The sequence below is a fragment of the Bradyrhizobium sp. genome (genome assembly GCF_035570375.1).
In the GTDB taxonomy this organism is placed as follows: Bacteria; Pseudomonadota; Alphaproteobacteria; order Rhizobiales; family Xanthobacteraceae; genus Bradyrhizobium.
On sequence record NZ_DATMLW010000001.1, the window covers coordinates 22,562 to 42,880 of the forward strand.

Below are 20,319 nucleotides of genomic sequence, written 5' to 3' on the forward strand. Positions count from 1 at the left end.
CGATTGTGTACGACAAGGGTCACAACTGAGGGTTAGTTTGCCGAGGCGTCGTTCTCGTCGTTTTTGGGCCGTGCGCCCCCGAAGATTCGCATTCCCTCCAACGTCAGATATGGCTTTAGCGTCTCCCACGGTAGGAAGATGACATACTGGCCTTCGGCATATGGACCTACCGCGTGGGGCGGATAGTGAAATGTCAAGCCGGAGCTCTTGCCGGCTTCGGTCGAAGGCGCCAGCGTGACCGCACCGATCTTGAGCAGCTTCGGTTCGAGGTTCCTGAACCATTGGGCATTCGCGGTCTCGGTGGCATCTCGCTTGTTCTTTTCGATTCTCAGCGACGCGATCACGCCTTTCAACATCGCTGTCATCGTCGGTCCACTGTCCGCGGTTTCGGTGAAGAAGGGGCGGATACTTATCCGTTTCTTCGCGACGGCGTCCCAAAGTATCGTATCGACATCGGAATTGGGGTGCGCTCCGCCGGTGTCCATATAGTCGGACCTGACGATGCTGACATAATGTCCATCGACCGTCGAACGGACGGAGTATCTCCGCTCGAAGCTCCAGGTGCCGTTGCGAAACAGCACAGGATCCAGCTTGCGCGCGGCGGCAGCGTCCGTGGCGTTCTTTTCGATCCACTTGCGCCCCTCGGCGAGACAATCGGCCGATAGCGCCGCGTCTTGCTTGATCTTCGGGTCCAGGAAGACCGCTGCTTCGATGTTCTTGTTCTTGATTGCGGCATCCGCTTTGGGCTCGGCTGCGAATGCGGCAGCCGTTGCGACACAGGCAATCGCGCCCACAATGCCGATCCTGGGGGCGAACGTAACAATGGCAGAGCGCAAATGAAATCCTTCGAGTGAACCGTTGCGCGGATTTATTCCGCCGCCTCGCTGTGCCCCAGCCTCGCATTGAGCTTGTGGATCAGTTCTTCGGCCGCATCCGCAATCACCGTGCCCGGCGGGAAGATCGCCTCGGCACCCGCCTTGTGCAGCGAGTCATAATCCTGCGGCGGCACCACGCCGCCGACGATGATCATGATATCCTCGCGGCCCTGCTGCTTCAGCGCGGCCTTCAATTCGGGCACCGCGGTCAGATGCGCGGCGGCCAGCGACGACACGCCGAGTATATGCACGTCGTTCTCCACCGCCTGCCGCGCCGCTTCATCAGCGGTCGCAAACAGCGGCCCTATGTCGACGTCGAAACCGAGATCGGCAAAGGCGGACGCGATCACCTTCTGGCCGCGATCATGGCCATCCTGGCCGATCTTGGCGACGAGGATGCGCGGTCGACGCCCCTCCGCTTCCTCGAACGCATCGATCAGCGCCTGCACCTTTTCGACCCGGTTGGACATGGTGGAGGCCTCCCGCTTGTAGACGCCGGTGATGGACTTGATCTCGGCGCGATGGCGTCCGAACACCTTCTCCATCGCATCGGAAATTTCACCGACGGTGGCCTTGGCGCGCGCCGCGTCGATCGCCAGCGCCAGAAGATTGCCATTGCCTTCGCCGGCGCTGCGCGTCAGGGCCGTCAAGGCTTCGTCGACGTCCCTCTGGTTGCGCTCCTGCCTCAGCCGCTTCAGCTTGTCGATCTGCAGCCGCCGGACGTTGGAATTATCGACCTTGAGGATATCGATCGATGTTTCGTTGCCCGGCCTGTATTTGTTGACCCCGATCACCGCCTGCTGACCGGCATCGATCCGCGCCTGCGTCTTGGCGGAAGCCTCCTCGATTCGAAGTTTCGGCAAGCCGGCCTCGATCGCCTTCGCCATGCCACCGAGCTCCTCGACCTCCTGGATGTGGATCCAGGCTTTTGCCGCAAGATCGCGGGTGAGCCGTTCGACGTAATATGAGCCGCCCCAGGGATCGATGATGCGCGTGGTGCCGCTCTCGTGCTGCAGAAAGAGCTGCGTGTTGCGCGCAATCCGCGCGGAGAAATCGGTCGGAAGCGCGAGCGCCTCGTCGAGCGCGTTGGTGTGCAGCGATTGCGTATGCCCTTGCGTTGCCGCCATCGCTTCGATTGTGGTGCGCATGACGTTGTTGAAAACGTCCTGCGCGGTCAGCGACCAGCCGGAGGTCTGGCAGTGCGTGCGCAGCGACAGCGAGCGCGGATCCTTCGGCTTGAACGGTTTGAGGAGCTTCGCCCACAACAGCCGCGCGGCGCGCATCTTGGCGACTTCCATGAAGAAGTTCATGCCGATCGCCCAGAAGAACGACAGCCGCGGCGCGAAGCGGTCGATGTCCAGCCCCGCCTTGAGCCCGGCGCGCAGATATTCGACGCCATCGGCGAGCGTATAGGCGAGCTCGAGGTCTTGCGTCGCGCCCGCCTCCTGCATGTGATAGCCGGATATGGAAATGGAATTGAATTTCGGCATCTTGTGCGACGTGTAGGCAAAGATGTCGGAAATGATCCGCATCGAAGGCGCGGGCGGATAGATATAGGTATTGCGCACCATGAACTCTTTCAGAATGTCGTTCTGAATGGTGCCGGAAAGTTTCTCCGGCGGCACGCCCTGCTCTTCGGCCGCCGCCACGAACAGCGCGAGGATCGGCAGCACGGCGCCGTTCATGGTCATCGACACGCTCATGCGGTCGAGCGGAATGCCGGCAAACAGCGTGCGCATGTCGTAGATCGAATCGATCGCTACGCCCGCCATGCCGACATCGCCGGCAACGCGCGGGTGATCGGAATCGTAACCGCGGTGAGTGGCGAGGTCGAAGGCGACCGAAAGGCCTTTTTGCCCGGCGGCGAGGTTACGGCGGTAAAAGGCGTTGGAATCTTCGGCCGTGGAAAACCCGGCATATTGTCGGATGGTCCAGGGCTGGTTGACATACATCGTGGGGTAGGGGCCGCGCAGATACGGCGCTATGCCGGGCCAGGTCTCGAGGAAATCGATGCCTTTGAGATCAGCCTCGCCATAGGCGGGTTTCACCGGAATGCCTTCCGGCGTGAGCCAGGCTTCTGCGGCTCCCACAGGGCAGGGACCGGCCGTCTTTTCGAAAGAGACATCGGCAAAGTTCGGTATGCGGCTCATTGCAGTCACCATATCACAATCAGCCTCCGAAATTGACACCTGCTAATCATGGTCCGGATGCTGGTGGCTGACGACGCTGTTGAGCTTCTCCGCACCATAATTCTGCAGCGTGGTCTGGCTCGGCAGGTTGGCGATCCCCACGACCCAGCCGAGCCGGGATTCGGTGCCGTATTGGATGGTGGGCGCCACCCGGTCAGGCCGGTCGAATGTGCCGGTCATGATTTCGATCCGCGGGCCGTCGATGCGGCGGAAGCTCAGCGGCGTGCCGCAATCCCTGCAATAGTCGCGTTCGGCAATCGAGGAGGAGCGGAACGAGGCCGGCTTGCCGCGGGTCCAGGCAAAATCGCTCTTTTCGATTTCGGCGAATGAGGCGAAAGGGGCCCCGGAAGCCTTCTGGCACATTCGGCAATGGCAAATGCTGACCTTTCTGGGGGCCGCCGACAGTGCAAAGCGAATGGCGCCGCATTGACAGCCGCCGGTCAGAACGGGTTTCGCAGTCGTGGTCATGTGTGCTTCCGATGGGCCTCCTGCAGGATGCTCAGCGCATCGCTGCCGGCAAAGATGAAATCGTTAACGCCGGCTGCGCGTAAGGCGGATTCCTGCGCACCCGCGCGTCCTGCCAGATAGATATGCTTGGCTTTGGCCGCTTGAAGGGCCTTCGCCGCGCCGGCGGCCTGTTCGGCATAGACCTTGTCGGAGGAACAAAGGCAGGCGACCGCTGCGCCCGAGGCCGTAAAGGCCGCGGCAAGCGCCGCCGGATCGCCAAAACCCTCCGAGGCGACGGCCTCGATGCCGCCGGTCTCGAAAAAACTCCTGGCAAATGTTGCCCGCGCGGTGAACTCGGCAGGGGTGCCGAGATTGGCGAGGAAAACCCTTGGTCGCATCCCCCGGCTTTTGAGTATTTCGTCGGATCGGTCGCGCAATCGCTCAAAGGGCACCGCAAGCCGTATCGGCGCCAGCGGTTCGAACTTGAACCTGGCTTCGCTCTCGGGCGCAAGCTCGACGGGCTTGGTATCCAGCACGGCCACGTTTGTTTCAGCCAAATCCGGAAACTCGCTCGCACCGGTGAACACGTCCTTGCGCCTGGCCACATTGGCTTCACGCGCTGCCCTCGTTGTCGCGACCTTGCCCTGGATCAGGTTTTGCGCGAGCGCAGCAAAGAGGCCGCCGGCCCTTTCGATTTCCTGAAACAGTTGCCAGGCAGCCTCGCAAAGCCGTTGAGTCAGGGCTTCGATCCCGCCAGAGCCGGCCGCAGGGTCTGACACTTTCGCGAGATTGGATTCCTCCAGCAGGATCAGTTGCGTGTTGCGCGCGAGGCGCCGCGCAAACGGATCGGGTAGTCCCAGCGCAAGCGTATGCGGCAGCACCGTGACGCTGTTGGCGCCGCCAAGTCCGGCCGAAAATGTAGCCATCGTCGCACGCAGCATGTTCACATAAGGATCGCGCCGGGTGAGCATGCGCCAGGCAGTCTCGGCCGCAATGAAAACGGGCTTTGGCTCAAGCCCGCACGCCGCTTCGACCCGCGCCCATAGCAGCCGCAGCGCGCGAAATTTCGCGATCGTCAGGAACTGATCGGCATCGGCGGAGAGGCGGAACGAAATCGCAGCGCGGGCGCGCTCAAGCGCGATGCCGCCGGCTTCAAGCGCGCGAAGGTAGGCAACCGCAAGCGCGAGCGCGAACGACAGTTCCTGGGCTTCGGAACCGCCGGCATCATGCACCACGCGCCCGTCGGCGAGCGCAAAGGGTCCCCTGAAACCGCGGTCCATCAGATCGCCGATGATTTTGGCGAACGCCTTTTCCAATTCGGGCCACGACGCCGCGTTCGTGCCCCGCACTGCCATGGTGGATAGCGCCTGATAATTGAAGCGGATATCGAGCTTGGCAGGATCGACGTGCTTCTCTTCAATCAGATCCGCGAGATTGGCGCCCGCATTGTCGCGCCCCAACACGGGATTGAGCGCGATTGAAATCCCGGCATCGAACATGATGCGGTCGAATAGCCGTTTGAGCGTTTCAGGTGCCGCATCGACGACGCCAAAGCCGCGCGCACCCGGCCCGCCGGCAAATTCGATCTGAAGCCCGGCAGCGCCGTTCTCGAGATCCTCAAGCGCTTGCGCATTGGCCGCCGCGGCATCGGGATGATCGATGCGCTGCATGATTTGCCACGGCGCGGCCAGAGGCCGTCCTGCAATCGGCGCTGCATCGCGCTCTCGACGGTAGATCGGCTCGATCCGCAATCCGTCGTAGGTTTTGCCGACCAGCTTCTCGAATGGCGCACCCTTGAGCACGCCGTCGACCAGCTTGCACCAATCGTCATAAGTCGCGGACGCGAAATCCGCTGCAAGCGGCAGGTCGTCGGTCACGGATGTCATTTGCGGGCAGCCTGCTCCGGTGAAAGCGCTATACGTTGGCCGAAATTGCCACGGGCGGGTCCCCAAGCCAAGAACCTCACCCGGTTGGCTCAACCGAGGTCCGGCAACCGCTCGATACCTTCGGTCGAAAGTCCGGCCAGCGCGGAAGCCACTTTGCGGCCGGCGATCACGCGTTCTGGCGCGATCTCCGCCAGCGGGACCAGAACGAAGGCGCGTTCGAACAAACGGGGATGCGGCAGGGTCAGTTCCGCCTTCTGCATCGAGACGTCGTCATAGGCGATCAGATCGAGGTCGAGCGTGCGCGGTCCCCAGCGCGGCTCGTGACCGCGGTCGCGTCCGAATTTCGTCTCTATTTTCTGGAGCGTGAACAATAACGCATGCGGATCGAGGCCGGTCTCGATCTCGATGCAGGCATTGACGAATTTCGCCTGTTGCGGCTCGCCCCAGGGCGGGGTCATATAGTCTGAAGATCGCGCGAGCAGGGCGCCCTGTGCCATGCCGCAGATGCTGGCGATCGCTTTCTTGAAGGTCGCGCGTACGTCGCCGACATTGCCACCTAGCGCGATCAGGGCGCGGGCCATCAGGATTGCCGCGTGCGGGTTAGGACCACCCCGACATCGTCGAAAATCGCAGCGATCGGCGCGTGCGGCTTGTGGACCGTGACCTTGACGGCGCCGACCTTCGGAAAGGCGCCCAGGACGGCATCGGCCACCGCGCCGGCCGCGCGTTCCAGCAATTTGTAATTGGCGTTCTTGAAGGCTGAGGTCGCGGTTGCGACCACGTTGGAATAGGACACCGTGTCGGCCAGTCGATCGGTGCGCGAGGACTCCGACAAGTTGATGGAGAGTTCGAGGTCAATGACGAAGCGCTGTCCGACCTCGGTCTCATGATCCATCACGCCATGGCGGGCATGGATCACGACGCCGGTGATGAAAATCGTATCGCTCATGCCTTTTCCCAGACCGCTTCTGCCACGCGCAATGCCTGTACGGTGTCGTAGACATCGTGGGTCCGGATGATCCGTGCACCGCGCTTTGCCGCTATCAGATGCGCCGCGATCGATCCACCGAGTCTTTGATGCGGCTCCGACGGCGATATCGAACTGATAAAGCGCTTGCGCGATGCGCCGACCAGGAGCGGGAGGCCGAACGTGCCGAACTGATCGAGCCGGGCGATGGCCATCAGACTTTGCTCGGGCGTCTTGCCGAAGCCGATGCCGGGGTCGAGCACGATATTTTCACGGGCAATCCCGGCCTTCGCGGCGATCTCCAGCGAGCGCGCGAAGAATTCGGAAATATCCCTCATGATGTCGATGCCACCTTCAGCGCTCTCGCGATTATGCATGATGACAAGCGGGCAACCTCGACCGGCCAACAGCCTCGCCATGTCGGGGTCGCGCTGCAGACCCCAGACGTCGTTGGCGATCTTGGCCCCCGCATCAAGAGCCCAGACGACAACGTCAGATTTCACGCTGTCGATCGAGACGGGAATGCCGAGAGAAACGATATCGGCCAGAATCGGCTGCAAACGTTTCAGCTCTTCACCGGCAGAAATTGCCTTCGCGCCATAGGGGCGGGTGGATTCGGCGCCGATGTCGATGATGTCGGCGCCTTCCGCGATCATTCGGCGGGCCTGTGCCAGCGCGCGGTCCGGCGCCATGAACTGGCCGCCGTCCGAGAACGAATCCGGCGTGACGTTGAGGACGCCCATCACCGCTGGAGACGGCCGTGACAAGAGTGCCTGCCAGCCTGGTCGATTGGCCGAACCAGCCGAGGTGCCGTCTCCGGACGAGATCGCGATCATGGGGTCGCTTTGCGCGGTCCCCGCAGGCAAGTCAAGACGCCGAAAACGCGGTTTGGCCCCCTTTGCCGCCCTGGTCGTGGAGGCAGGTCAAGCCCCCAACGCCGATCAATATGTGATTTTGGGCTGAAGCTTGCGGGCCTTGTCGATCAACTGCTCGACCGACCTCTCGGAAGGGAGGACACGGACGAGCTTGCGCCTGATGTTCACCTCTTTCATGTTCTGCGCCAGACGAGCGGGGTTGCGCAGCGCAAGTTCCCGGACCGTGGCGACGCCGGCTGCGCGCATCAATCCGACCTTTGCCTTGCCCATGCCGGGAATCCGCATGTAGTCCGAGAAATTCGCCCATGCGAGAAGTTGCTGTTCGCTGATGCCGGTCTTTGCGGCAAGTGTCTTTCGCCCTTTGACGGTCCGCGCCGCCTCAAGCAGCCTGTCCGTCGTGCGTATGCCCAGCGATTTCAGTTTTGCCGCGGCAAAAGTCGGTAAACCGTCAATCTCTGAGAGTGGGTATGTCATGGTACTCGATTCGAAAGGTGCTTAAGCGAACTGGCTGAGCCCCGGTGTGCCTGCAATGATCTCGCCCATTTGGTCCGGTCCGATCTTGTCGCGGCCAAATCGCAAGAGTTCACGCGCTACATTCTGAATCTCGCCTATTCCCAGGCCTAACCCCATCAGTCTGGTGCCGACCGCCATCAGGCCGGTACCCATCAAGCTCGCAAGACCGCCTTCGTTGCCGGAAGCGATGATCGCGGCTTCTGCGCCTGGAATCCTGTCGATTAAGGCTTGAACCTTGTCGGAGGGCCCCTCATTGCGAAGGAAACCCAGGATGATGCCGATGGTTTTTTCCGCGACAGCATCATCGATGCCGGCCTTGGTGGCCAGCCGCCCAATCAGTTCGTCCATTGTGCCCCGTCCCTCAGCCGATTTACGTGCCGGGTCCTTCCTCGCTCGTTATCTTGATCGTGCGCGCGAAGAATTACAAGCGATGACCAGCTTCGGAGTCGCGATTCAAGCTCAATCGCGTAGCAAGTGTTGCAGTAATGCAAGAGCCGGCAGGGATTTCGGTCGAATTTCTCGCAATCAAGCTCAGTTTCGTTCCAATTCTCTACAACAAAAGAGAGAACACTGGCCGATTGCGCGTCCGCGAGATGGGTTTTCGCTTCGCCAGGGGCACTTCGATCGTCGACTTTGACCGGTTCCAATCGACTTGCAACATGGAGTATAATTTCGCGACTGTGTTGCGACGCGCGCGCGAAAAGGCGATGCAATGGCGACTTCCGAAACTCGGACGATCGACACTGACGAGAAGATTTTCATCGGCAAGGGAGAACAGCCGGCCTGGTTGACGCTCGGACTTGCCAATCGTCACGGCCTCGTCACCGGTGCCACCGGGACCGGAAAAACCGTCTCGCTGCAGGTGATGGCCGAAGGATTTGCGCGCGCAGGCGCTCCGGTGTTCGCAGCCGACATCAAGGGAGATCTTTCGGGTATCTCCGAGATGGGCGAGGCCAGGGACTTCATCCTCAAACGCGCCGCTGGGATGAGCCTCAGCTTCCGGCCCGACCGCTTTTCGACCGTTTTTTGGGACGTTTTTGGCGAGCAGGGACATCCGGTGCGCGCCACCGTTTCCGAAATGGGGCCGCTTCTGCTCTCACGCATGATGGATTTGAACGACGTGCAGGAAGGCGTGCTCAACATCGCTTTCCGTGTGGCGGACGAGCAGGGATTGCTGTTGCTGGACATGAAGGATCTGCGCGCGATCCTGTCTTTCATCGCCGATCATGCCGCCGAGCTGACCACACATTATGGAAATGTCTCGAAACAGACGGTGGGGACCATCCAGCGCCAACTCCTGGTGCTGGAAAACCAGGGTGGCGACAAGTTCTTCGGCGAGCCGGCGCTGGATTTGAAAGATTTCATGCGCAATGACCGTGACGGTCGCGGTATGGTGAACATCCTGGTCGCGGACAGGTTAATGCAGAGTCCGCGGCTGTACGCGACCTTCCTGCTGTGGATGCTTTCGGAACTGTTCGAACAGCTACCCGAGGTCGGCGATCCCTTGAAGCCCAAGCTCGTGTTCTTCTTCGACGAAGCGCATCTGTTGTTCAATGACGCGCCGAAGCCGCTGATGGAAAAAATCGAGCAGGTCGTGCGCCTGATCCGCTCGAAGGGAGTCGGCGTCTATTTCGTCACGCAAAATCCGATCGACGTGCCGGACAAGGTGCTCGCCCAACTCGGCAACCGCGTCCAGCATGCGCTTCGTGCCTTCACCCCGCGCGACCAGAAAGCGGTTGCGGCGGCCGCCCAGACTTTCCGAGCGAATCCGAAACTCGACACCGCGCAAGCGATCATGGAACTCGGCAAGGGTGAGGCGCTGGTCTCTTTCCTGGAAGGAAACGGCATTCCGGCGATGGTGGAGCGTGTCATGATCCGGCCGCCCACGGCGCGGATCGGACCCATCACTCCCGAGGAGCGCAAGGCGATCATCGATTCAAGTCCGGTAAAGGGGAAATACGACACCGCTATCGATTCCGAATCCGCCTACGAGGTACTGCAGAAGCGGGTTTCGGGTACCGCGGCCGGCGGCACCGGCGGCGGAATTCTCGGGCAGATCGGCGCCATTGTCGGGACGATTTTCGGAACCAACACGCGAGGCAGAATGTCGACCGGTCAAGTCATCGCACGAAGCGTAACGCGCTCGGTTACCAACAAGGTCGTCGGCGGGGTGGCTGCCGATCTCGGCAAGTCGGTCGGGGGCTCGGTCGGCAATTCCGTCGGTCGCGCGATCGTTCGTGGTGCCCTCGGCGGGCTGTTGCGGCGATAGAACTTGTGCTCCCTTGCGACGTGATATGCCCATGATTTTCAGAAAGTGACGCGTGCTGAGATATCCGTCGTTGCGAGCGCCGCTCGATGTTCTCTTCCTGATCTGCTGCATCGTGCTGAGCGCCGACGTTCTCGGCCCGGAGATCTTCGGCAACGGAAAGACAAAGGACTATCCGCTGTGGTTCTGGGCCGGGCAGCAGGTCCTGCACGGCGGGAATCTGTACCCGAGCGACCCGAGGGCCTATTTCGAGTTTATCTATCCGCCGCTGTCGGCCGTTCTGCTGGCGATCCCCAGCTATTTCGGCAAAATCCCTCTTTATACTTGTCTTAGCCTGCTCAACGCCGCCGCGTGGTGGATAGCGGCGCAGCTTTCGAACGCGATGACGGGATCGGGAAGGAATCCGGAGCCGTGGCTGGCAGCGCTTCCGGCCATTGTCACCGTGACCTTTGTCTTTGACATGTTCGATCTCGGCCAGCCCAATCTCGTTCTGCTAGCGATGATGATGCTGGGATTCTGGTGGCTGCAGCTGGGTCATCCGTGGGCGTCAGGAAGCATGTTTGCGCTGGCGACCGCGATCAAGGTCTTCCCGGTGGCGGTGCTTCCTTATCTCGTGTGGCGGAGGCATTGGGCGTCGGCGGCGAGCATGGTCGTGTTCCTCGGAATTTTCCTGTTCGTCGTCCCGGCTCCCGTGCGCGGCTTTCAGCACAATGTCGCCGAGCTGAAAACCTGGTACGAGGGAATGGTCGGCTCCAGTTCGGAGCAGGGGTTCGGTCAACGTGGCGAGCAGAACTGGTCGTGGATCAACCAATCCATCATCGCAGTGACGCATCGCCTGACGCGGCCGGTCAACTACAATCAGGATGATCCGGCCAAGGCGCCTGCGTACATGAACCTGGTCGATCTCGATTTCAAGACGGCCAACTTGGTGGTGATCGGGATTTCCATCGCAATCGGCCTTGCTTTCATCGCCGTGATGCCGCCCCGTTCGCGCCGAACGCCCCGCTCCGATGCCGAAGAACTCGGCATCCTGTTTTGTCTGATGACGGTGGCTTCGCCACTGGCCCGGCAGTATTATTTCATCTGGCTGTTGTTCCCGTTGACCGTCCTCCTGCACCGAGCGGCCTACGATACACGGCCGCTTGCGCGCAGGGGGACGTGGGCCGTGCTTGCCGTTGCCGCCTTGCTTGTAAGCCTGTCGCTTCCTTTCTTTCCGAATGATTTGCAAGCCTTCGGAAACAACCTTATTGCCACTGCGGCGATCGCTGGCGGACTGGCGTGGCACATGCTGAACCCGCCCCCGGATGGCAAGGCCAGCTCTTTGTTTGCTTCGTCCGACGCGCCAAAGAGCTGAAGAATAAATCAGGCAACCCTAAGGAAAATCGGAAATGTCCGACGTATCGCAGCTTCAAAAGGTTCTCGATCGCATCGATGCCGAGTTCGATAACAGCCTCGAGCGGTTGTTCGCGCTCTTGCGGATCAAGTCGATCTCGGCCGACCCGGCCTTTGCCGCAGATTGCAGAGCGGCGGCCGATCATCTTTGCAAGGATATTGCGACGCTCGGATTTGCAAGCGAGGTGAGGCCGACCGACGGTCATCCGGCCATCCTCGCCAAAAGCAACAGCGGTCGTGCAGGCAAGCGGCCGCATGTTCTCTTCTACGGTCACTATGATGTGCAGCCGGTCGACCCACTCAATCTCTGGCACCGACCGCCCTTCGATCCGCTCGTGACCAATCACGCCGATGGACGCAAGATCATCGTTGCGCGCGGCGCGGAGGACGACAAGGGCCAGCTCATGACGTTTGTCGAAGCCTGCCGCGCGTGGAAGGCGGTGACGGGCTCGCTGCCCCTCGACGTCACCATCATCATCGAAGGTGAGGAAGAAGTCGGTTCGAAGAATTTTGTTCCGTTTCTCGAGAAGAACAAGCAGGATCTGAAGGCAGACTTCGCACTCGTCTGCGACACCGGCATGTGGGACCCGAATACGCCTGCGATCACGACGTCGCTGCGCGGGCTTGTTTATGACGAGGTCAAGATCAAGGCCGCCAATCGCGATCTGCATTCCGGCATTTTCGGCGGCGGCGCGCAAAACCCGATCCGGGTTTTGACACGGATCCTCGGCAGCATTTTTGATGAAGAGGGGCGCATCACCATCCCGGGCTTCTACGACGGGGTCAAGGATCTGCCGGCCGATATTCTCGCACAATGGCAGAAGCTCAACCTGACGCCCGAGACATTTCTCAAGCCGATCGGATTGTCGATCCCCGCCGGCGAAAAGGACCGTCTGCTGATCGAGCAAATTTCCTCGCGCCCGACCTGCGACGTCAACGGCATTGTCGGCGGTTATACCGGAGAGGGGTCGAAGACAGTGATCCCGGCGGAAGCCTCCGCAAAGATATCGTTCCGCCTGGTCGAGGGGCAGGACCCCGACAGGATCCGCAAAGCGTTTCGCGATTATGTCACCGCGCGGCTGCCCGGAGACTGCCGGGTCGAATTCACCGAGCATTCCAATGCGCCGGCGGTCGCGCTCGACTGGAACATGAAGCCGCTCGCGGCGGCAGGGCGCGCCTTGACGGAGGAATGGGGCAAGGAGGCGGTCCTGATGGGGTCGGGCGCCTCGATCCCGATCGTCGCCGACTTCAAGCGCACCCTCGGACTTGACACGGTGCTGGTGGGGTTCGGGCTCGACGACGACAACATCCATTCGCCGAACGAGAAATACGATCTCAGAAGCTTCCACAAAGGCATTCGTTCGTGGGCGCGCATTCTCGCATCCCTTGCGGAGCAGCCGCGCTGATCGCGCCGCCGTTCTGCGCAGCCAGCGCCCAAAGTAAGAACGCCGCCCGGGATTGGGCGGCGTTTGATTCACAGTGCAGAGGTAGTCGAGCGAAATATTACACCGGCCCTTCGGATTTTTCAATTCCTGTAACTCGGATCGAGACGATCGAGTTTGCGCAGCAGCGCCGGCCATACCAGCGTGGTCGAACGCAGTTCTTGCCGCTCGGGATTCGACAGCAGCTCCGTATTCTTGTCGATGACTGCCGGATCGACGGGATAGACCAAGGGACCGAGCATCCGCGTGCGCACCTGCATGGTGCAGGCCCGTTCCAGGTGGAACATGCGCTCGAATGCGGAAGCAACCGACCGGCCGACCGTGAGCGTACCGTGGTTGCGCAACAGCATGTGGTTCTTGTTGCCGAGATCCCTTTGCAGGCGCGGGCGTTCGTCATGGTCGAGCGCGATGCCTTCGTAGTCGTGATAGGCGAGGTCGAACGTGACAAGCTGCGCGGTCTGGTTCAGCGGCAACAGACCTTCCGGGCAGCTCGCCACCGCCGTGCCGTCAGGCGTGTGCAGATGGATCACGCAGCCGGCATCTTCGCGCACCTCATGGATCGCCGAATGGATCGTGAAGCCTGCCGGGTTGATGCTGTAGGCACTCCTGGTGAGCTGGTTGCCGTCGAGATCGACCTTCACGAGGCTCGACGCAGTGATTTCATCGAACATCAGCCCGTAAGGATTGATCAGGAAATGATGTTCCGGGCCCGGCACGCGCACGGAGATATGGGTGTCGACGAGATCGTCCCAGCCGTAATGGGCGATCAGGCGATAGCAGGCGGCGAGGTTGACGCGCTGGTTCCACTCGGCCTCGGTCATACCCGAGGGCACTTGCTGCAGGCGAGCTTCCGCTGGTGACATGACCGCTTCTCCCAATCGATAAAATTATGTCTGAGCCTATTCGCGCTGCTGCCTCGCAGCAAGGCAGAGGGCGAGCTTGGCAGTTATGCTGCGGTGAAGACAGCGCTGCTTTAAGGCGGCGGGATCGACAACAGGCCCGAGATGCTGCGGCCGCGGATGTCGTATACACGGGCAAACACCACGTCGTCGCGCTTGATCTCGACCAGGACAGGCGCGGCAAGTCCCTTGCAGTAAAATTCACCCAGCGTCATGGCGAAGTCGGCACCGTTGCTGTGCCAGTCGATCGAAAAATCGGGCCCGAGCGCGACCTGCGCCGGTCGCTGCGGGCCACACACCGCGACCTTCCACTTGCGGCCCTTGGGCGGAGCGTCCTGCCTTTCGGCGAGCTGTTCGCGCAGCTCGTCGGAAGCCTGCTTGAACGCGAGCCCCCAGTAATCCAGCATGAAGCGGTCGTCGGCGCCGCGCACGGTGCCGGCCACGTAGTTGAAATGTGTATATTGGTAGGGGTGCAGGCGGATCATTTCGCCTAGCGACAGCAAGAGACCGAAGCAGAAGGCGGCAAGCACCGCCGGCTGCCAGCTCCGGCGGCTCTGGCCCAAGCGGGTCATCATCCAGGCAAAGGCCGTGCCTGCGAGCACGGCCATTGGCGGGATCACGAAGATGAAGTGCCGGATGCCGTTATAGAGTGCCGGCCGCTTCACCATCGCGATCGCAATCGGCAGCGTGGCGGCGAGCATCAGCATCAGGAGAATGGTCTTGCGGCGGGCGGTCACGTCGCGGCGCGGGAACACGACGAAGGTGCCGACGATGCCGGCGAACAAGAGCGCCAGCAGCACCTCGGGAAGCTGAAGTGCAAACAGCGTCGGCAGATACGACCAGGGCATATCCGGCACCGACACCAGGGCGCCGTCGAACATTTCTTTCCACGGCCGCTCGAAGAAATGCGAGAAGTAGGTCAGCGCCAGGAAGGGATTGCCGGGCTCGATGATCGACCATGGCCAGATCAGACCCATCACGAGGTAGCCGAGCACGAGGCCCGGCAACAACATATAGAGGACATGGGCGAACCGCCGTATCGCTTCCCGATTTCCCTGCGTACGGATCTCTTCCATGAACAGGGGCACGAATCCTATCAGCGCATAGACCAGGGCCAGGCCGCCGAGGATACGCGAACCGATCGAAAACCCGGCGCCGAGACCGATGATCAGGATTGTCCGCGGCGAGGGGTGCGGATATTCCTGGGCAAGCCGTACCAGGCCCATCATCAGGATGATCATCGCCACCGCGAAGGGCGCATCCTTCGGGTTCATGAACATGTGCCCGTAGAAGATCGGGCACAGCGCCAGCAGCAGCAGACTGGCGAGCCCGGCAAACGGGCCGCCGACCCGCCGGCCAAGTCGCCAGGTCACCGCCAAGCCGACGATGCCGACGATCGCACCCAACAGGCGGCGCGTTTCGAACAGCTCAAGGGGAATTACCTTGTGCAGCAGTGCGGCGGCCATGTCGAAGCCGCCGCCATACATATAAAGATTGGCGAACGACAGCGCGGCGGCGTCCTTGAAGCCGGAGCCGTACATCCGCAGCAGCAGGTCGGCATATTCGGCGTGGGTGTAATCGTCCCAGCCTAGTCCATAGTCGCGGAAGGTAAGGCTCGCGACCAATCCGACCACAACCAGCACCAGGATCGCGACATCGTCGCAGGTTCGCTCCACCGAGCGCCGTGAAGGCGTGTCGATAGCCGAGGTAGTGATCGAAGACATGGCGATTGGTAACCCGGTGTCCCCTCTGGCTCCAGTTGGCGCCTTTGGGCCTCATCCCCGGCTTCCATATAGCGCAGTTCCATTACCGAGTAATTGGGAATTGTGGCGCAATTTCCCCGGTGCAACGCAACATGGGTTAGTTTGTCGCTCCGAAGAATCAGGCCCTAGTCGGGTAGCGCTGCGCGATTGCGGTTGGCGAGGCGTGCAATATGACGGTATCGTGGCAATTGGTGAGGCTGGCAAATTTTGCCAATACGCCTCAGGGGTCAGTTTGATGATGATTTTGATGTTGATTGCCGGCGTCGGCTGCCTGTTGGCGGGCCTCCTGGCGATCGGTTTCGGAATCCCGGTCAAGGAATTCAGTTTTGGCAACACCCTTATTGTGACGGGTGTCGTCGGCGCTTGCGCGGGGCTGATTATCCTCGGCATGGCGGCCATGGTGCGCGAACTGAAGGACATCGCCGGGCGACTTGGCTCCGGGCTCTCTTCCAACCTGCCCGAAATGGGGACCCAGCCGACGTCCGCGGAGGCCGGCGAAGGGAATGGATTTTTGTTGATCCGAGATCAGTCCGCCGGCGCTCATTCCGAGGGCACGGCAGCCGGCTTGCAGTCGACAGCGCCTTCGTCGGCGCCGTGGCTCGATGCCGCCACGGCTCGCGACCGCGCCCGTAGCGAGGCGTCGGCGGCGCCCGAGCCTGTCGGGGCCCCGCCTTCTCCCAAACCTCGCCGAAATCTGATGTTTTCCTCGAACTCGCGGAAGGAGCGCGAACGCGCGCCTGCGCGCGCGGCCGAGCAACCCGCAGCTGATCCGCGCGCCGCTCCAGCGACGCCCGTTTCGGAGCCGAGCGAGACCCCGCCGGCGACGTTCGAAGACGCTTGGCCGAAATCGGAGCGCGCCAGGTCTGCTGATGCGTTGCCGAGGCGCGGCGGCCGCGCGCCCTCGACCTTCGGTGAGGCGAGCACCGGCGCGCCGGGCCATGATCGAACTCAGCCGGCCGCCGGAAACGAGGCGAAGCCGCCCGTGACCGTGCTCAAGTCGGGCGTCGTCGACGGAATGGCCTATTCCCTCTATTCCGACGGTTCGATCGAGGCGCAGCTGCCGGAGGGAATGATGCGGTTTGCGTCGATCGACGAACTGCGCGCGCATCTCGATCAGCGCTCCTGACCGGGTTTGCTTCGGCGCACCTGATCGACGAAAAATTCCCGCGCCTCTTCTTGTCAGCCCTCAAGTAATCCGCTCATATTCCAAAGGTAGTTCGCTCATCCCAAAGAGTATTGGCGCGGCGGGTTATCGTGCGATATCCAGTTTTGCGATGAAGAATTTAAGGGTTCGGGCCAATGACCGACGCTGCCGGCAAGAGTTTCATCGACCTGACCGCAAATATCGTGTCGGCCTACCTCAGCAACAACCCGACCCCCGCTTCAGAAATTCCAGGCTTGATCAACCAGATTCACGCCGCCCTCGTGCGGGTGTCGACCGGCCGCGCCGAAACGCCCCTTGAACCCGCCAAGCCGGCGGTTTCGGTCAAGAAGTCGATGACGCCCGACTACCTGATATGTCTTGAGGACGGCAAGCGCTTCAAATCCCTGAAGCGGCACCTGCGCTCGCAATACAACATGACGCCGGAGCAATATCGGGAAAAATGGGGTCTTCCGCCCGACTACCCGATGGTTGCGCCGAATTATGCGGTGGCCCGTTCGCAACTCGCCAAGAAAATGGGCCTTGGCCAGCAGCGGCGACGGCGCAAATAAAGCATCGAGCGAAGCGGGCCGCCCGTTCGCACGACGAAGATTTCAAGAGAAGAGAATCTGAAAATCAGGTGGCCGCGGCCAGCGTCTCGCGCGCATCGGAGCGTATCCGCTCGACCATCGCACGCAGGCCGTTGGAGCGCTGCGGGGTGAGGTGTTCGCGGAATCCGAATTCGTCGAATATTGCGATGGCGTCGGTCGAAAGAATCTGCTTCGGCGTATGATCCGAATAAAGCGTCAGCAGAATTGCAATGAGTCCACGCACGATATGGGCGTCGCTATCGCCACGATATTTCAGCAACGGCTCGCCGGCCTGGCTGCGCGCAATATGTTTCGCGAGCCAGACCTGGCTCACGCAACCCTGAACCTTGTTGACCGCGGAATGATCGGCCTGCGGCATCGGCTCGAGCGAACGGCCGAGCTCGATGACGTACCGGTAGCGGTCGTCCCAATCGTCCAGCAGCGCAAAATTTTCCCGGATTTCGTCGATCGTGATCATGTTCCGAGCTCAAACCCTCAATCACCATATATAGGGTCGGGGCGCGCCGAAAGCGATACTGGGCATTGAAAATGCGCCATTGTTCCCGGCCCGATTTTTCGGGCCCGAAGCTTAAGGCGCTGGCGTGCCCCGCCACTCGATCTGCATGTCATCTGCGGTCAATGTGTCGCGCGGAAGGACTTCGGCGAGCGCAGGATCCGCTTTCCGGGAGGGGGCGCCGATCGAACCCGTATGATCGGGCGGACGCTTGTCGGTGATGATGTGGTACAATTTGCGCGCGCCGGCGTGCGCGCGCTGGCCGATCATGGTTGCGGCCTGGCCGCCGACTTCACAGGCTGCCGGCTGACGCTTGCAAAACTGACCCACGTCCGAGACCGCAGCGGTGGCGGCGGAGACGGCTTCGGACGCCTTGAGCTGTGGCGTCTTGTCGGATTCCGCCGTCTTGTCTCTCGGCAGGAGCACGAGCACGAGTCCTACCCAGAACGCCAGGCGAAGCAGAAAAAACATCTCGCGACCCCGAATCGCCCTTCTCGATCTTGCCTTGAACCCTGAAAAGTTCTCGTAACCACCCCTCGATAAAGCGCCAGTGTTTGCATTGAGGTTAAATCGCGGGGAGTTTGCCAAAAAACCGCGCGATTTGACCCGGTGTAAATGTTCGATAGATGCCGGTCACCGGGCGTGGATCGGGCGGTTTTGCTCGCGTCCACCATTTCGAAACCATAAGGTGCGATGCCCGGAAACCAGGTGTTCACCATCTGCATCGATTGAGCGCCGCTATGGCGTCCGAAAGAGCGGTGGAGATGCCGTCTGCGGCGACGGCGCGGACGCTCCTTAGCGTTCGTTTAATTTCACTCTGACACGTTGGCGCAACGATAAGGCGGCGTTCCGGCGCGTCTTTTCCAAAGAACAAGTGGTCCGGTTCTACCATTCGCATCCCGTTGCAGCGGACAGCTTTGCGAATGTCAGAATCAAGGACCGCTTGCAAATACGAGATTCCGCTGGAGTTCAGGATTTGACATTCGCTCTGCGAACCCGCGGCCAGATGGGAAGCGAATGTCAAATCCACTCCATTAGCCGCGCGAGAGCCGTGACAGCTGTGAATATGATCCGCGATGGTCTCGACGCGCTGTTGCATCCGTCCGCGCGATTTGATGCGTTGACGCGTGCGCGGCATCACGCTTTCATCGCACCGCGGCTGCTCGCAAGCCTCACCGCCCTTGCTGCCTTTCCGATCTATCTTGCCGTGCGCGGCGTACCCACGGCGCTTGAGGCCGTTATATGCGGATTGCTGATCGCGCCCATTTGGCTGTCATGGTTTCTGTCGCGCACAGGCCGCTATGGGGGGGCCGAGGATCGATATCGCCTGCTGGCAATGAGCATGAGCGACGTCATTTTGTGCCACCATCGTAATGGCGCGGTGCAGTTCATATCTCCCGCCGCGGAGGCGATGCTGGGCGCCCCGGTGGCGCAGCTACTCGGACACGGCCTGTTTGACCGCGTCCACGTTGCCGATCGTCCGGCCTATCTCACCGCGCTTTCGGAGGCGGCGCGCGGCGAGGCCTGCAGCGTCGAATTTCGGGTGAGGCGAGATATCGCCTGTGGTCGCGAGCGGGGGCAAGGCAATAGCGTGGATTTCATCTGGGTCGAGATGCGCTGTAAACCGCTCGAGCCCGTAGCGGAAGCGGCGAGCCCGTCACAAGCAGGCGTGGTCGCGGTGCTGCGCGATGTGAGCGAACGCAAGAACCAGGAACAGGCGCTCGATCTGGCGCGCAATGCGGCCGAGAAGGCGGATGCGTCCAGGACCCGCTTCCTCGCCACCATGAGCCACGAACTGCGCACGCCTCTCAATGCCATCATCGGCTTCTCCGAGATGATCATTCAGGAAGACGCGTTGATGCTGGACGCGGCGCGCCGCAAGGAATACGCGCAACTGATCAACGATTCGGGTCAGCATCTTCTGTCGGTCGTCAACGGCATTCTCGACATGTCCAAGATGGAATCCGGCAATTTCGATATCACGCCTGAACCCTTTCCGCCACGCGATGCGCTCCTCAATTGCTGCAATCTGCTGGCATTGAAAGCGCGGGATAACGCCATCGACCTCGTCACGCGCACGCCCGACAATCTGCCGGTCATGAACGGTGATCCGCGTGCCTTCCGCCAGATCGCGCTGAACCTCGTCTCCAATGCCATCAAGTTTACCGAACGCGGCGGAACGGTGACGGTTTCGGCCGCTGTGGAAGGCTCACGACTGGTGCTCCGTGTCGCCGACAACGGTGTCGGCATCGCAGCAGATGATCTGAAGAGGATCGGCGATCCCTTTTTCCAGGCCGGCAAGACATACGAGCGGCGACATGAGGGGACCGGGCTTGGGTTGTCGATCGTGAAAAGCCTGGTCGCCCTGCATGGCGGCGAGATGACCATGCGAAGCAGGATCGGCGAAGGAACGACGGTTACGGTGGCGCTGCCGCTGACTTTCACGCCACCGGTGGCGCCCTCAAGCAATGTCACAACGGTCAGCCCGTTGCGGACTGCAATTTCGGACCGAATTCTCCAGGTAAAAAGAAGTGCCTAGAAACATTTCAAGAGATGACGA

The 20,319-nt window shown here is 61.2% G+C and carries 19 protein-coding genes; 6 read left to right on the forward strand and 13 right to left on the reverse strand.

Annotation, left to right across the window (positions count from 1 at the left end; translation table 11 throughout):
• Nucleotides 1-32 precede the first annotated feature (32 nt).
• The 9 genes from VNX23_RS00110 to VNX23_RS00150 all read right to left on the reverse strand — a co-directional run bounded on the left by VNX23_RS00110 (nt 33) and on the right by VNX23_RS00150 (nt 8,100).
• The gene (locus VNX23_RS00110) at nt 33-803 is read right to left on the reverse strand and encodes a hypothetical protein (protein WP_325626791.1); all 771 of its coding nucleotides are present in this window, start codon (nt 801-803) and stop codon (nt 33-35) included.
• 65 nt (nt 804-868) lie between these two features.
• Nucleotides 869-3,025 (reverse strand): methylmalonyl-CoA mutase, encoded by a 2,157-nt coding sequence (gene scpA, locus VNX23_RS00115; RefSeq protein WP_325626732.1) that lies wholly within the window; start codon nt 3,023-3,025, stop codon nt 869-871.
• A 42-nt stretch (nt 3,026-3,067) separates the two neighbouring features.
• Nucleotides 3,068-3,532: a GFA family protein gene (locus VNX23_RS00120; RefSeq protein ID WP_325626734.1), complete on the reverse strand. Its 465-nt coding sequence runs from the start codon at nt 3,530-3,532 to the stop codon at nt 3,068-3,070.
• Nucleotides 3,529-5,397 (reverse strand): methylmalonyl-CoA mutase subunit beta, encoded by a 1,869-nt coding sequence (locus VNX23_RS00125; protein ID WP_325626736.1) that lies wholly within the window; start codon nt 5,395-5,397, stop codon nt 3,529-3,531. The genes VNX23_RS00120 and VNX23_RS00125 overlap by 4 nt, the downstream gene beginning before the upstream one ends.
• An 89-nt stretch (nt 5,398-5,486) precedes the next feature.
• Entirely contained in the window at nt 5,487-5,978 is a 492-nt protein-coding gene (gene folK, locus VNX23_RS00130; RefSeq protein ID WP_325626738.1) for a 2-amino-4-hydroxy-6-hydroxymethyldihydropteridine diphosphokinase, read from the reverse strand.
• Nucleotides 5,978-6,346, reverse strand: coding sequence for a dihydroneopterin aldolase (folB, locus tag VNX23_RS00135; RefSeq protein ID WP_325626740.1), 369 nt, complete (start codon nt 6,344-6,346; stop codon nt 5,978-5,980). The genes folK and folB overlap by 1 nt, the downstream gene beginning before the upstream one ends.
• Nucleotides 6,343-7,200, reverse strand: a complete 858-nt coding sequence (folP, locus tag VNX23_RS00140; protein WP_325626742.1) for a dihydropteroate synthase — start codon at nt 7,198-7,200, stop codon at nt 6,343-6,345. Before folP ends, folB begins: the two co-directional genes overlap by 4 nt.
• Nucleotides 7,201-7,305: 105 nt before the next feature.
• Entirely contained in the window at nt 7,306-7,713 is a 408-nt protein-coding gene (locus tag VNX23_RS00145; protein WP_325626744.1) for a DUF4332 domain-containing protein, read from the reverse strand.
• Nucleotides 7,714-7,734: 21 nt separating this feature from the next.
• The gene (locus VNX23_RS00150) at nt 7,735-8,100 is read right to left on the reverse strand and encodes a DUF2267 domain-containing protein (protein WP_325626745.1); all 366 of its coding nucleotides are present in this window, start codon (nt 8,098-8,100) and stop codon (nt 7,735-7,737) included.
• A 364-nt stretch (nt 8,101-8,464) separates the two neighbouring features.
• Between VNX23_RS00150 and VNX23_RS00155 the strand changes: the two genes are divergently transcribed.
• The 3 genes from VNX23_RS00155 to VNX23_RS00165 are packed head-to-tail and all read left to right on the forward strand — an operon-like array spanning nt 8,465 to nt 12,816.
• On the forward strand, nt 8,465-10,021 hold the full coding sequence (locus tag VNX23_RS00155) for a helicase HerA-like domain-containing protein (protein ID WP_325626747.1): 1,557 nt from the start codon (nt 8,465-8,467) through the stop codon (nt 10,019-10,021).
• 52 nt (nt 10,022-10,073) lie between these two features.
• On the forward strand, nt 10,074-11,372 hold the full coding sequence (locus VNX23_RS00160) for a glycosyltransferase family 87 protein (protein WP_325626749.1): 1,299 nt from the start codon (nt 10,074-10,076) through the stop codon (nt 11,370-11,372).
• Between the two features lie 34 nt (nt 11,373-11,406).
• Nucleotides 11,407-12,816 (forward strand): M20/M25/M40 family metallo-hydrolase, encoded by a 1,410-nt coding sequence (locus tag VNX23_RS00165; RefSeq protein WP_325626751.1) that lies wholly within the window; start codon nt 11,407-11,409, stop codon nt 12,814-12,816.
• Between the two features lie 119 nt (nt 12,817-12,935).
• Here VNX23_RS00165 and VNX23_RS00170 read toward each other — a convergent pair whose 3' ends face one another.
• Nucleotides 12,936-13,715, reverse strand: coding sequence for a class II aldolase/adducin family protein (locus tag VNX23_RS00170; RefSeq protein ID WP_325626753.1), 780 nt, complete (start codon nt 13,713-13,715; stop codon nt 12,936-12,938).
• A gap of 110 nt (nt 13,716-13,825) precedes the next feature.
• On the reverse strand, nt 13,826-15,475 hold the full coding sequence (locus VNX23_RS00175) for a glycosyltransferase family 39 protein (protein ID WP_325626755.1): 1,650 nt from the start codon (nt 15,473-15,475) through the stop codon (nt 13,826-13,828).
• Nucleotides 15,476-15,749: 274 nt separating this feature from the next.
• On the opposite strand from VNX23_RS00175, the gene VNX23_RS00180 reads away from it, so the two are divergent.
• Nucleotides 15,750-16,640, forward strand: coding sequence for a DUF308 domain-containing protein (locus VNX23_RS00180; protein WP_325626757.1), 891 nt, complete (start codon nt 15,750-15,752; stop codon nt 16,638-16,640).
• 173 nt (nt 16,641-16,813) lie between these two features.
• Entirely contained in the window at nt 16,814-17,227 is a 414-nt protein-coding gene (locus VNX23_RS00185) for a MucR family transcriptional regulator (RefSeq protein ID WP_325626759.1), read from the forward strand.
• Nucleotides 17,228-17,291: 64 nt separating this feature from the next.
• Here VNX23_RS00185 and VNX23_RS00190 read toward each other — a convergent pair whose 3' ends face one another.
• Together VNX23_RS00190 and VNX23_RS00195 are read right to left on the reverse strand one after the other, a co-directional pair.
• Nucleotides 17,292-17,723 (reverse strand): SufE family protein, encoded by a 432-nt coding sequence (locus VNX23_RS00190; RefSeq protein ID WP_325626761.1) that lies wholly within the window; start codon nt 17,721-17,723, stop codon nt 17,292-17,294.
• 111 nt (nt 17,724-17,834) lie between these two features.
• Nucleotides 17,835-18,230, reverse strand: a complete 396-nt coding sequence (locus VNX23_RS00195; protein WP_325626763.1) for a DUF5330 domain-containing protein — start codon at nt 18,228-18,230, stop codon at nt 17,835-17,837.
• Between the two features lie 595 nt (nt 18,231-18,825).
• Between VNX23_RS00195 and VNX23_RS00200 the strand changes: the two genes are divergently transcribed.
• The gene (locus tag VNX23_RS00200) at nt 18,826-20,298 is read left to right on the forward strand and encodes a PAS domain-containing sensor histidine kinase (protein WP_325626793.1); all 1,473 of its coding nucleotides are present in this window, start codon (nt 18,826-18,828) and stop codon (nt 20,296-20,298) included.
• The last annotated feature ends 21 nt before the right edge of the window (nt 20,299-20,319 follow it).